The organism is Stappia sp. TSB10P1A (genome assembly GCF_900185725.1).
Classification (GTDB): domain Bacteria; phylum Pseudomonadota; class Alphaproteobacteria; order Rhizobiales; family Stappiaceae; genus Stappia.
On sequence record NZ_FYAU01000029.1, the window covers coordinates 259,623 to 272,495 of the forward strand.

Below are 12,873 nucleotides of genomic sequence, written 5' to 3' on the forward strand. Positions count from 1 at the left end.
GAACATGGGCGCGACCGCGCCGCATGGCGGGACATGAGTCGCAAGGCGCGGCTGGGTCTGTCGACCGCGCCGCTGGCCCTCGTCGCCTCCACCGGCCTGTGCCTTGCCCAGGACGCCGCTGCCACAACGCATCCGCTGCTGTCCGGCTCCTTCACCCCTGAAAAAGTGGTGTGGATCGCCGCGATCGGCGGTGCCGTCGCCTTCGCGGTGACCGCCGCCGTCACCCTGATCCGCAACATGCGGGCCAATTCCGGAACGCTCAGCAGCGCCACCCAGACCAGCGCCCGGCTGGTCGCCCGGCTCGACCGGCTGGAAAGCCTGATCGCCTCCGACGACCAGCGCATCGTCATGTGGCAGCCGGGCGAGGACGAGCCCTTCGTCGCCGGCATGCTGGACGAGAGCTCCGGCGTGCCGCGCTCGCCCGCCAAGCTTCTCGCCTTCGGCTCCTGGCTGGAGGCGCGCGCCGCGGCCGCGCTCGACCAGGCGGTCGACCGGTTGCGCCAGCATGGCGAATCCTTCCGCATGACCCTGCCGACCCGGTCCGGCGGCATGGTCGAGATCTGCGGCCGCCTCGCCGCCAGCGCACCGGTGCTGCGGCTGCGCGACCTGACCGGCGAGCGCCGGTCGCAGGCCGTGATGGCCGAGCGCAACGGCTCCATGACCCGCGAGCTGCAGACCCTGCGGGCGCTGCTCGACGGCATATCCTCGCCCGCCTGGCTGCGCGACGAGGAGGGGGCGCTGGTCTGGGTCAATGCCGCCTATGCGCGGGCGGTGGAAACCGACAGCGGGGCGGCGGCGATCGAGGCCAGGGTCGAATTCCTCGACGCCAAGGGCCGCGGCCAGATCGAGCGCGGCCGCGACGAGAGCGGCCAGGCGCGCGCCCGCCTGCCGGCGGTGGCGGCCGGCGCCCGGCGGATCTTCGACGTCACCCAGATCTCGGTGGAGACCGGCTCCGGCGGCCTTGCCATCGATGTCAGCGAGTTGGAGAACGTGCGCCAGGAACTCGGCCGCACCATCGACTTCCACGCTCGCACGCTCGACCAGCTCGCCACCGCCGTCGCGATCTTCGGCGCCGACCGGCGGCTGCAGTTCTACAACGCCGCCTTCCGCGCCCTGTGGGACCTCGACGCCAGTTTCCTGGAAAGCAATCCGACGGACGCGGCCCTGCTCGACGCCCTGCGCGCTGCGCGCAAGCTGCCCGAGCAGGCCGACTATCGCGGCTGGCGCAACAAGCTGCTGGAGACCTATACCTCGCTCGACGCGCGCGAGTTCTGGTGGCACCTGCCGGACGGACGCACCCTGCGCGTGATCGCCAACCCGCATCCGCAGGGCGGCGTCACCTATATCTACGAGAACGTCACCGAGCGGCTGGAGCTGGAAAGCCGCTACAACTCGCTGATCCGCGTTCAGGGCGAGACGCTGGACAACCTGTCCGAGGCGGTGGCGGTGTTCGGCTCCGACGGGCGGCTGCGGCTGTGGAACCCGGCCTTTGAGACCATGTGGGACCTGGCCGACGAGCGGCTCGGCGACAGTCCGCACATCACCCGCGTCGTCGACATGGAGATGCTGGAGGAGGACGAGGCGGCGACCTGGCGCCAGCTCGTGACGGCGGTGACCAGCCTTGCCGACAACCGCGAGCCGGTGTCGGACCGGCTGGAGCGCGAGAGCGGCGAGGCGATCGACTATGCCACCGTGCCGCTGCCCGACGGCGGCACGCTGGTGACCTTCGTCAATGTGACGGACTCGGTCAATGTCGAGCGCGCCCTGCTCGACAAGAACGAGGCGCTGGAACAGGCCGACCAGCTCAAGAACGCCTTCATCCAGCACGTCTCCTACGAATTGCGCTCGCCGCTGACCAACATCATCGGCTTCGCCCAGCTTCTCTCCGACCCGAAATTCGGCCCGCTGACCGACAAGCAGGGGGAGTATGTCGACTACATCCTCTCCTCCTCCTCGGCGCTGCTGGCGATCATCAACGACATTCTCGACCTTGCCACCATCGATGCCGGCATCATGGAGCTCGACATTTCCTCGGTCGACGTCGCAAGGACCGTGCAGGCGGCGGTGGAGGGGCTGAAGGACCGGCTGGCCGACAGCGGCATCGCGCTGAAGCTGACCATCGCCGACGATGTCGGGGTGATCCAGGCCGACGAGCGGCGCCTGCGCCAGGTGCTGTTCAACCTGATCTCCAACGCGCTGCGCTTCTCCGATGTCGGCGGCACCATCGACGTCGCCTGCCTGCGCACGGCCAGCGCCATCGAGTTCCATGTCCGCGACCATGGCTGCGGCATCCCCGAGGACATGCTCGACCAGGTCTTCGCCCGCTTCGTCGGCCGCGATGCCGGCCAGCGCCGCCGCGGCGCCGGGCTGGGCCTGTCCATCGTCAAGAGCTTCGTCGAGCTGCATGGCGGCACGGTCTCCATCGAGTCGGAAGAGGGGGTCGGCACTTATGTCGTCTGCCGATTTCCCTTCGCTCCCGATGCCCTTCAGCACGCCGCCGAGTGACCGGCCCGCCGCATGAGCGACACCGGTCCCGTATCGTCCCGCCGGCAGGCGGAGCCCGACCCCGGCGCGATCGCCCTGTCCTGCGGCGATGAGGCGGCGACCCGCCGCCTCGCCGAGGACATCGCCATGCTGCTTGCCCCCGGCGACTGCCTGTGCCTCGTCGGCGATCTCGGCGCCGGCAAGTCGACCTTCGCACGGGCCCTGCTGCGGACGCTCGCCGACGATCCCGCGCTGGAGGTGCCGAGCCCGACCTTCACCCTGGTCCAGACCTATCCGCTGACCGCCCTGCCGGTCGCGCATTTCGACCTCTACCGGCTGGAGGATGAGGAGGAACTGGACGAACTCGGCCTCGACGAGGTGCTGGAGACCGGCGCCGCGCTGATCGAATGGCCGGAGCGGGCGGCCGCGCGCCTGCCGGGAAACCGGCTCATCTTGCGCATCGCCGCCGGCGACACGCCGCAGGCGCGCGCGATCACCCTGCTGCCGCCGAACGAGGCCTGGCGCGCGCGGCTGGAGCGCACGCTGGCGATCCGCCGGCTGATCGAGGCGAGCGGGCTTGCCGGCGCCAGCCGAAGGCGCTTTGCGGCGGATGCCTCGGCCCGCCGCTTCGAGACGGTGCAGGCGGGGGCGGATCGCGCGGTGCTGATCGATTCGGCGCCGCTGCCGCCGCAGCCGGTGCTGCGCGACGGGTTGAGCTATCGCCAGCTCGTGCACCTCGCCGACGGGGTCGATGCGGTGGTCGCCGTCACCGAGGCCTTGCGCGCGCGCGGCCTGCGCGCACCGCGCACTCTCGGTGCGGATCTTTCGGCCGGGCTGGTGCTGCAGGAGGATCTCGGTCGCGGCAGCGTCGTCGAGGCCGGGCGGCCGGTGGCGGAGCGCTATCTCGCCGCCGCCGAGCTGCTGGCAAGGCTCCATGGCGCGCCGCCGCAGGCGGATCTGCCGCTGCCCGAGAGCTGCGGCGGCGGCAGCTACCGGCTGCCGCGCTTCGACCCGCGGGCGATGCGGGTCGAGGCCGGACTGTTCCTCCAATGGTATCTGCCGCATATGGGGGAGACGGTGTCCGATGCCCTGGAAGAGACCTTCGCGGCCTGCTGGGCGCCGCTGTTCGAGCGCGCGTCGCGGGACCGCAACTGGGTGCTGCGCGACTACCACTCGCCCAACCTGATCTGGCGCGAGGACGGCGAGGGCACCGACCGCCTCGGCCTTGTCGACACCCAGGACGCGATGATCGGCCCGGCCGCCTATGACGTTGCCTCGCTGGCGATGGACGCGCGCGTCGATGTGCCGGCGGAGCTGGAGCAGCAACTCGTCGCGCACTATCTCGCCCGGCGGCACGAGACCTTTCCCGGTTTCGACGAGGCGGCCTTCCGCCGCGACTACGCCATCATGGGCGCGCAGCGGGCGACCAAGATCCTCGGCATCTTCACCCGGCTCGCCGTGCGGGATCGAAAGCCCGGCTACCTTGTGCATCTGCCGCGCGTGCGCGAGTATCTCACCCGCTGCCTGCGCCATCCCGAGCTTGCCGAACTGGCCGGCTGGTTCGACGGCCGCCTCGGCGAGACCGGCTGAGCGGGCCGGGCCCCGAGGCGGCGCGGAGCATCCAATCCAACGGCCAATCAACGGAAAGAGGCGGACTTGCAGGCAGATACGGATATCGGGGCGAGGAAACAGGCGGACGTTCGAGGCCCGAAGCGGGCCATCGTGCTGTCGGCCGGCATGGGCAAGCGCATGCGCCCGATCACCGCGACGACGCCCAAGCCGCTGATCTCCGTCGCCGGGCGGGCGCTGCTCGACCGGGCCTTCGACAAGCTGGTGGTCGCCGGCGTCGAGACCGTCGTCGTCAACGTGCATTACCTTGCCGATCTCGTTGAAGTGCATGCCCTGCGCTGGCAGGGACCGCCCGACGTGCTGATCTCCGACGAGCGTGCCGAGCTGCTGGAAACCGGCGGCGGTGTCGTCAAGGCGCTGCCGCTGCTCGGCGAGGAGCCGTTCTACCTGCTCAATTCCGACAGCACCTGGATCGAGGGCGTGAGGCCCAATCTGGAGCATCTGGCAAGGCACTTCGACCCGCAGAAGATGGACGCCCTGCTGCTCTTGTCCGGTCTCGTCACCGCCGTCGGCTATGACGGCAAGGGCGACTTCGTGATGGATGGGGACGGACGCCTGGCGCGGCGGGCAGAGCGCGAGGTCGCGCCCTTCGCCTATGTCGGCGGGGCGATCCTGCATCCGCGCCTGTTCGACGGCGCGCCGGCCGGGGCCTTTTCGCTCAACCGCCTGTTCGACGCGGCGATCGAGCGCGGCACCCTGTTCGGCGTGCTGATGGAGGGGATCTGGCTGCATGTCGGCACGCCGGAGGCGATCGATGCCGCCGAGCGCGCCATCCGCGACAGCGCCGCCTGACGGCGTGCGGTCCGACGGCGGAAGGGGAGGCGGAGACTGATGACAAGCCAGGCAAGGCCGCGTGTCCATACGATCCCGCCCTCCGCGCCCTTCCTGCGGACCCTGGTCGATGCCCTGTTCGACGGGCGGCTGGTGCCGGGCTTCGACCCGGCCGCCGACCCGCTGGCGCTGGCCGACCTGACGCTTTACCTGCCGACCCGCCGCGCCGCCCGCGCCATCGCCCCGCTGATCCGCGGGAAGCTGGGCGGGGCGCCGGTGCTGCTGCCGGCGATCCGCCCGCTCGGCGATGTCGAGGAGGACCTGCACCTGTTGCAGGTCGAGGCCTGGGCCGACGGCTTGCCGCCGGCGCTGCCCGAGATGGAGCGGCGCTTCGCCATGACCCGGCTGGTGCAGGCCTGGGAGGGGGCGCTGCGCCGCGAGGTGCTGGGCCTGCCGCCCGGCGCGGTGCTGCGCGCGCCCGCCTCCGCCGCCGATGCCGCGTGGCTGGCCGGCGACCTGCTGGCCCTGATGGACGAGATGGCGACGGAGGAGATCCCCTGGACCGGGCTCGCCGGCCTGGTGCCGGAGGACCATGCCCGCTACTGGCAGATCACCCTGGACTTCCTGAAGATCGCCATGGAGCACTGGCCGGCCTATCTGGCAAGCCGGGAGGCGAGCGACCCGAAGGCGCGGCGCTCGATGCTGCTGCGGCGCGAGGCGGAGCGGCTGCGCCAGGCCCCGCCGCGCGGGCCGGTGATCGCCGCCGGCGCCACCGGCTCGATCCCGGCGATTGCCGACCTTCTCGCCGTCATCGCCGGGCTGGAGCGCGGTGCCGTGGTGCTGCCCGGCTTCGATGCGGCGATGGACGAGGACAGTTGGCGGGCGATCCTGGGGGGCGAGGGCGTTTCGGGGAGCCCCAGCCATCCGCAATACGGCATGGCGCGGCTCGCCGGCGCGCTGAAGATCTCGCGCGGCGAGGTGGTGCCGCTGGCACTAGGCGCGAGCGAAGCCCTGCGGCTGCGCGACCGGCTGGTCGCGGAGGCCTTGCGGCCGGCCGAGACGACGGATGTCTGGCCGAGGGTCGTTGCCGAGGTTCCGGAAGAGGCGCGGGCTGGCGCCTTCGCCGATGTGGCGCTGATGGCGGCGCGCAACGAGGCGGAGGAGGCGCTGGCTGTTGCCACCGCCCTGCGCGCGGCTGTCGAGGAGGGCAAGACGGCGGCGCTGGTGACGCCGGACAGGACGCTGGCCCGCCGGGTCGCCGTCGAACTGTCGCGCTGGGGCCTGCAGCCGGACGACAGCGCCGGCCGGCCGCTCGACCAGACCGCGCCCGGCGTGCTCGCCCGCCTCGCCGCCCGGCTGGCGCTGGACGGGCTGGAGCCGGTGGCGCTGCTCGCCCTGCTGAAACACCCGCTGACGCGGCTTGGTTTGCCGTCTAACAAGATCCGTGCCGCGGCGCGCGCGCTGGAGCGCGCGGTGCTGCGCGGGCCGCGCGCCAGGGCCGGCACCGGCGGCCTGCGCGAGGCGGTCGCCGCCGCGCGCCGGCTGGCGACCGAAGGCGAGACCCCGCCGCGGCTGCCCCGCTGGCAGAAGCTGCATGAGGACGACTGGGACGATGTCGCCGACCTCGTCGATAGGTTGGCGCAGGCGCTGGTTCCGCTGGAGCGCCATGCGGAGACGCGCGAACCGGTCGACGTGGTGCAGCTTGCCGCCGATCACGAGGCGGTGCTGGTGCGGCTGGCCTGCGACGAGGAGGGCCGTTCCGACGAGCTCTATGCCGGCGAGGCCGGCGAGGGGCTCGCCGCCGCCTTTGCCGGGATGATCGCCGCCGGTCCCGCCGGCCTCGCGGCGCCCGCCGCCGACTGGCCGGACATGTTCATCGCCCTCGTCTCCGGCATCAATGTCCGCCGCCGCCTGCCGGGCGATCCGCGCATCGCCATCTTCGGCCCGATGGAGGCGCGGCTGCAGGATTTCGACCTGCTGGTGCTGGGGGCGCTCAACGAGGGCAACTGGCCGCAGGCGACGCGCAACGACCCCTGGCTCAACCGGCCGATGAAGGGCGGGCTCGGCCTCGACCCGCCGGAGCGGCGCATCGGCGCGGCCGCCCATGATTTCTCGCAGGCGCTGGGCGCAAGACAGGTCATCCTGTCGCGGGCCGAGCGCTCTGGCGGCGCGCCGGCCGTCGCCTCGCGCTGGCTGCTGCGGCTGACGACGCTGCTGGGCCACGGCGTCACCGCCGCGATGCAGGCGCGGGGGCAGGCCCTGCTGGCGCTCGCCGCCCATCTCGACCGGGCCGAGGCGGGAGTTGCGCCGATCGCGCGGCCGGAACCGGCGCCGCCCGTTGCCGCCCGCCCGCGCCGGATCTCGGTGACCGAGGTGGAACTGCTGATCCGCGATCCGTATGCGCTCTATGCCCGCAAGGTGCTGGTGCTCGACCCGGTCGAGCCGATCGGCGGCGATCCGGGCGCGGCGGAAAAGGGCACGCTGATCCACGATTGCCTCGCCGACTTTCTGAAGAGCTGGCACGGCCCGTTCGACGCGGCGGCGCTGGCGCATCTTCTCGCCATCGGCCGGGCGCGGTTCGCCCCGCTCGATGCCTTCCCGGCGATCCGCGCCGTGTGGTGGCTGCGCTTCGAGCGGATCGCCGCCGCCTTCATCCGCCACGAGGCGGCGCGCGCGGACCTGATCGCCGGCCGCCATCTGGAGATCCCCGGCGCGCTGGAGCTCGATCTTGCCCCCGGCGGCCGCGTCACCCTGTCGGCGCGGGCCGACCGTATCGACCAGATGGCCGATGGCACGCTGGCGGTGATCGACTACAAGACCGGGCAGGCGCCGAGCGACAAGGAGGTCGCCGCGCTGCTGGCGCCGCAATTGCCGCTGGAAGTGGCGATGATCGGCAAGGGCGCCTTCGGCGAGGTCGATAGGGCAGCGCCCGTCGCAACGCTCGCCTATCTGCGTCTCACCGGCGGGCGCACGCCGCTGGAATGGCAGGACCGGACGCCGAAGATCGCCAGCGTCGACGAGTTGGCGGCCGAGGCGCTGGCCCGCACGATCAAACTCTTTGCCGGCTATGAAAACCCGCAAAAGGGCTATCTGTCGCGCGCCAGGGTGCGCAAGGAAGCGGAGATGTCCGGCCCTTACGACCATCTGGCGCGGGTGCGCGAATGGGCGCTGGGTGGAGGGGAGGAGGAATGAGCACCTTCGAGATCCCTCTCGCGACGCGCGAGAAACAGGCGCGGGCCGCCGACCCGCTGCGCTCGGCCTGGGTCAGCGCCAATGCCGGCTCGGGCAAGACCTTCGTGCTGGCGCGGCGGGTGATCCGCCTGCTGCTCGCCGGTACCGCGCCCTCGCGCATCCTCTGCCTGACCTTCACCAAGGCGGCGGCCTCCGAAATGGCGACCCGCGTCTTCGAGACGCTGGGCTCGTGGATCGCGCTGACCGACGAGGCGCTGGCGAAGGAACTGGAGGTCATCGAGGGACGGCGGCCGGATGCGCGCGGACTGGCGCGGGCGCGCCATCTCTTTGCCGTGGCGCTGGAGACGCCGGGCGGGCTGAAGATCCAGACGATCCACGCCTTCTGCGAGGCGATCCTGCACCAGTTCCCGCTGGAGGCGAATGTCGCCGGCCATTTCCAGGTGCTCGACGACCGGCAGGCGGCGGATCTTCTCGCCGGCGCCCGTTCGCGCGTGCTGGCGCTGGCCGAGCGCGAGCCGGAGAGCCGGCTGGGCCGGGCGCTGGTGCATCTGGTCTCCGAACTCCCCGACAAGACGGTGGAGACGGCGCTTGCCGACCTGATCGCCCGCCGCGACACGCTGCGCCGCTGGCTGCAGGATGCCGGCTCGCTGGAGGCGGCGCTGGCGCAACTCGCCGAGGCTTTCGGCCTTTCGGAAGGCGAGACGCTCGCCGCTCTCGATGCGGCGCTTTGCGAGGAGGTCTCGATCTCGCCGCAGGAGGCACTGGCCTATGCCGAGGCGCTGGCGAGCGGCGGCGCGCGCGACATCGAGCGGGCCGAGCGGCTGCGCATGGCGGCCCGGCTCGCCGGTACGCCGGGCGCGTGGTGGGAGGTCTGGCAGCGGGTCTTCCTCAACAAGGATCTGGCGCCGACCCAGTCGCTCGCCGGCAAGAAGGTGGAAGAGAATTTCCCGCAAGTTGTCGAGCGGCTTTACGCCGAGCAGGAGCGGCTGTTGGCGCTGCTCGAGCGGCGGCGGATCGTCTATGCGCTCGCCGGCACGGAGGCAGCGCTGCGGCTCGCCGATGCCATGCTCGACATCTACGAGGGCGAGAAGACCCGCCGCGGGCTGATGGATTTCGAGGACCTGATCGTGCGCACGGCAAGCCTCTTGTCGCGCGCGGATGCGGCGCTCTGGGTGCAGTACAAGCTCGACCAGGGGCTCGATCATATCCTGGTCGACGAGGCGCAGGACACCAGCCCGCACCAGTGGCGGGTGGTGCAGGCGCTGGCCGAGGAGTTCTTCGCCGGCGCCTCGGCGAACCCGCGCACCCGCACGCTCTTTGCCGTCGGCGACGAGAAACAGTCGATCTATTCGTTCCAGGGCGCCGTGCCGGCCTATTTCGCCGACATGCGCCGCTACTTCGAGCGGCGGGCGAAGGAGGCCGAGGCGGCGTTCGAGCGGGTCGAGCTGACGCTCTCCTTCCGCTCGCGGCCCGATGTGCTCTCCGCCGTCGACACGGTGTTCGCGGAGGCCGACATGCATTCCGGCCTGTCGCGGGAGGCGGGCGCGCCGGTGCACGAGGCGGTGCGGCGCAACGATCCGGGCATGGTCGAGATCTGGCCGCCGGAAGAACCGGTGGCGCAGGAGGTGCCGGACGACTGGACCGCGCCGGTCGACCGCATCGGCGCGGGCAGCCCGATGCTGCGGCTGGCCGACCGGCTGGCGCGCTGCGTGCGCGGCTGGTGGACAAGCGGCGAGGCGGCGCCCGGCGACGTCCTGGTGCTGGTGCGCAAGCGCGGGCCCTTCGTCGATGCGCTGACACGGGCGCTGAAGCGCGAGGGCGTGCCGGTGGCCGGCAGCGACCGCTTGGTGCTCAACGACCATATCGCGGTCGAGGACCTGCTGGCGCTCGGCCGCTTCCTTTTGCTGCCCGAGGACGACCTGTCGCTCGCCTGCCTGCTGAAGAGCCCGCTGATCGGCCTCGACGATGAGGCGCTGTTCCGCCTCGCCCGCCCCGATGGGGCGAACCTTCGCTCCGGCACGCTGTGGCAGTCGCTGCGCCGGCAGGCGGAGGGCGATCCGGCGTTCGAGCGGGCGCGCGAGCGGATCGAGACCTGGCGCGCGCGCGCCGACTTCCTGCCGCCCTTCGAATTCTTCTCGCGCCTCATCGGCGCCGATGGCGGTCGCCGAGCCTTCCGCGCCCGCCTCGGCTCGGAGGTCGACGACGTGCTCGACGAGTTCCTGGCGGTGACGCTGGCCTTCGAACAGACCGGGGTGCCGGGGCTGGAGGGCTTCCTCGCCTGGTTCGCGGCCGCGCCGACGGAAGTGAAGCGCGAGCTCAACGCGGCACGGGGCGTGGTGCGCATCATGACCGTGCACGGGGCGAAGGGGCTGGAGGCGCCGCTCGTCGTGCTGGTCGATGGCGGTGCCGCGCCGGTCAGCGCCCATCACGACCCGGTGTTCATCGAGCGAACACTGCCGGGCACTCTCGGCGAGGTCACCGGCCTTGTGTGGAACCCGGTCAAGGCCGAGCGCAGTCCCTGGCACGGCGAGCGGCTGGACGCCCTGCGCCAGGCGGCGGCCGACGAATATCGCCGCCTGCTCTATGTGGCGATGACGCGCGCCCGCGACCGGCTGGTGGTCTGCGGCTGGATGCCGGCGCGCGGCCAGTCGGACGAGTGCTGGCACGCGCTGGTGGCAAAAGCGCTGGAACCGGGCGCCCGCGACGGCGAGACGGGCGATGGCGGGGCCTGCCGCATCTGGCAGCGTCCGGGCACGACCGCGCCGGCGCCGCTGCTGGCGCGGGCCGGGGAAGCGGCGGCTGAGGAGGCGGGTTTGCCGCCGCCCGCCTGGCTGTTCGCCCCCGTCACGGCAATCGAGCGTCCGCGCCGCCTGCGCCCCTCCGAGGCCTTCGACGAGATGGAGGCGAAGGAGGGCACTGAGCCGGTGCCGGCGACCGACCGGCTGGCGGAAGCGCGGGCCGCGCCCGACTTCGCGCTGGAGCGCGGTCGCCACCTGCACAGATTGCTGCAACTGCTGCCGGACCTGCCGCAGGCCGAGCGCCGTGCGGCAGGCGCGCGCTATCTCGCCCATGCCCTGACCCCGGTCTTTGCGCCGAGGGGAGAGCAGCTCTTGAGCGAAGCGCTCGGCGTGCTGGAGCATCCCGGCTTTGCCGCCGTGTTCTCGGGCGATGCCCGCGCCGAGGTGCCGCTCGCCGGCACGCTGCGCCTTGCCGACGGCTCGGCCTATGAGGTGTCGGGCCAGGTCGACCGGCTGCGCGTCGACGAGGACGCGGTGTGGATCCTCGATTTCAAGACCGACCGCCGGGTGCCGGGGGGGCCGCAGGAGATCGCCGAAGCCTATCTGGTGCAGCTTGCGGTCTATCGCCGGCTGGTCGCCGACATCTGGCCGGGCCGGGCGGTACGCGCCGCGCTGGTCTATACGGCGGGGCCGAAGCTGGTGGAACTGCCGGGCGAGGCGATGGACGCGGCGGTGGCCGCGCTGGCGCCGGCATGAGGGACGGCATGAGGAACAGCGTCAGGGACAGCATCAGGGGGTGCGACCCAACGCTTGCTTGACGCGGGCGGGCCGCCTTCCTACGTTCGGGGCAACGAAAGGATGCGTCGCATCCGCGAGCTTTTGGAAAGGGCATGAAATGGCCACTTCAGTCGTGACCGATGAGAGTTTCGAAGCCGACGTCCTGAAGGCGTCCGGCACCGTTGTCGTGGATTTCTGGGCCGAATGGTGCGGTCCGTGCAAGATGATCGCGCCGGCGCTTGAGGAAATCTCCGAGGAGATGAGCGGGCAGGTGAAGATCGCCAAGCTCAACATCGACGAGAACCAGAACATGGCGATGAAGTACGGGGTGCGCTCCATCCCGACGCTGATCCTGTTCAAGGACGGCCAGCCGGTTTCCACGCAGATCGGTGCGGCGCCGAAGAACAAGCTGGCCGCCTGGATCCAGACCGCGATCTGACGCGTTCCGGTTCCGGACGGACCTCACCCGAATCACGCTGCTCCGGCCCGCCAGGTGTGGTGGACCGGAGCGGTGCGTCTTGCGTGGACCGCCCCGATCGGGCCGGCCCGCACCGCGTCGACCCTGACGCGCTGACCCTGGCGCACCGACCCCGACGCACCGACCCTGAAGACGCCGAGCATTGCCGGGAAGACCATGAACGACAGCAACGACAAGACCAATCTCAACCCCGAGGACGCCGCGACCGGCCACGAGGCCGAGAGCGGCGGCGAGGCGCAGGCCGGCCTCGATCCGACCGAGGCGCTGCTGGTGGAAAACGCCGAGCTGAAGGACCGCATGCTCCGCACCATGGCGGAGATGGAGAACCTGCGCCGGCGCACGGAGAAGGAAATCCGCGACAGCAAGCAATATGCCGCCGCGAGCTTCGCGCGCGACATGCTGGGCGTCGGCGACAACCTGCGCCGGGCGCTGGAGGCGATCTCCGCGGACGCCCACGCGGCCGCCGACGAGGCCATGCGCGCCCTGATCGAGGGCGTCGAGATGACCGAGCGCGAGATGATCAACCAGCTCGAGAAGCACGGCGTGCGCCGCATCGACCCGGCCGGCGAGAAGTTCGACCCGAATTTCCACCAGGCGATGTTCGAGGTGCCCAACACCGAGGTGCCGAACAACACGGTGGTGCAGGTGATGCAGTCCGGCTACGTCATCGGCGACCGGGTGCTGCGTCCCGCCCTTGTCGGCGTGTCGAAGGGCGGGCCGAAGGAGCGCAAGCCGGAGGGCGAGGCGCCCCTGGCCGAGCCCGGCTCGACGGTCGACCGCACCGCCTGAGGACAATTCTCCGGG

Annotated in this window: 7 protein-coding genes; all 7 read left to right on the top strand. The window is 71.6% G+C overall.

The window, feature by feature from the left end:
* The first annotated feature begins 33 nt into the window (after positions 1-33).
* On the top strand, positions 34-2,505 hold the full coding sequence (locus TSB10P1A_RS15045; RefSeq protein ID WP_186388745.1) for a PAS domain-containing sensor histidine kinase: 2,472 nt from the start codon (positions 34-36) through the stop codon (positions 2,503-2,505).
* A 12-nt stretch (positions 2,506-2,517) separates the two neighbouring features.
* On the top strand, positions 2,518-4,074 hold the full coding sequence (tsaE, locus tag TSB10P1A_RS15050) for a tRNA (adenosine(37)-N6)-threonylcarbamoyltransferase complex ATPase subunit type 1 TsaE (RefSeq protein ID WP_186388746.1): 1,557 nt from the start codon (positions 2,518-2,520) through the stop codon (positions 4,072-4,074).
* 66 nt (positions 4,075-4,140) lie between these two features.
* Entirely contained in the window at positions 4,141-4,905 is a 765-nt protein-coding gene (locus TSB10P1A_RS15055) for a nucleotidyltransferase family protein (protein WP_256376684.1), read from the top strand.
* Positions 4,906-4,944: 39 nt separating this feature from the next.
* Positions 4,945-8,076, top strand: a complete 3,132-nt coding sequence (gene addB / locus TSB10P1A_RS15060) for a double-strand break repair protein AddB (protein ID WP_186388747.1) — start codon at positions 4,945-4,947, stop codon at positions 8,074-8,076.
* Entirely contained in the window at positions 8,073-11,570 is a 3,498-nt protein-coding gene (addA, locus tag TSB10P1A_RS15065; RefSeq protein WP_208987105.1) for a double-strand break repair helicase AddA, read from the top strand. Before addB ends, addA begins: the two co-directional genes overlap by 4 nt.
* Positions 11,571-11,709: 139 nt before the next feature.
* Positions 11,710-12,030, top strand: coding sequence for a thioredoxin (trxA, locus tag TSB10P1A_RS15070; RefSeq protein WP_186388749.1), 321 nt, complete (start codon positions 11,710-11,712; stop codon positions 12,028-12,030).
* Between the two features lie 195 nt (positions 12,031-12,225).
* Positions 12,226-12,858, top strand: a complete 633-nt coding sequence (grpE, locus tag TSB10P1A_RS15075; protein WP_186388750.1) for a nucleotide exchange factor GrpE — start codon at positions 12,226-12,228, stop codon at positions 12,856-12,858.
* Positions 12,859-12,873: the final 15 nt, after the last annotated feature.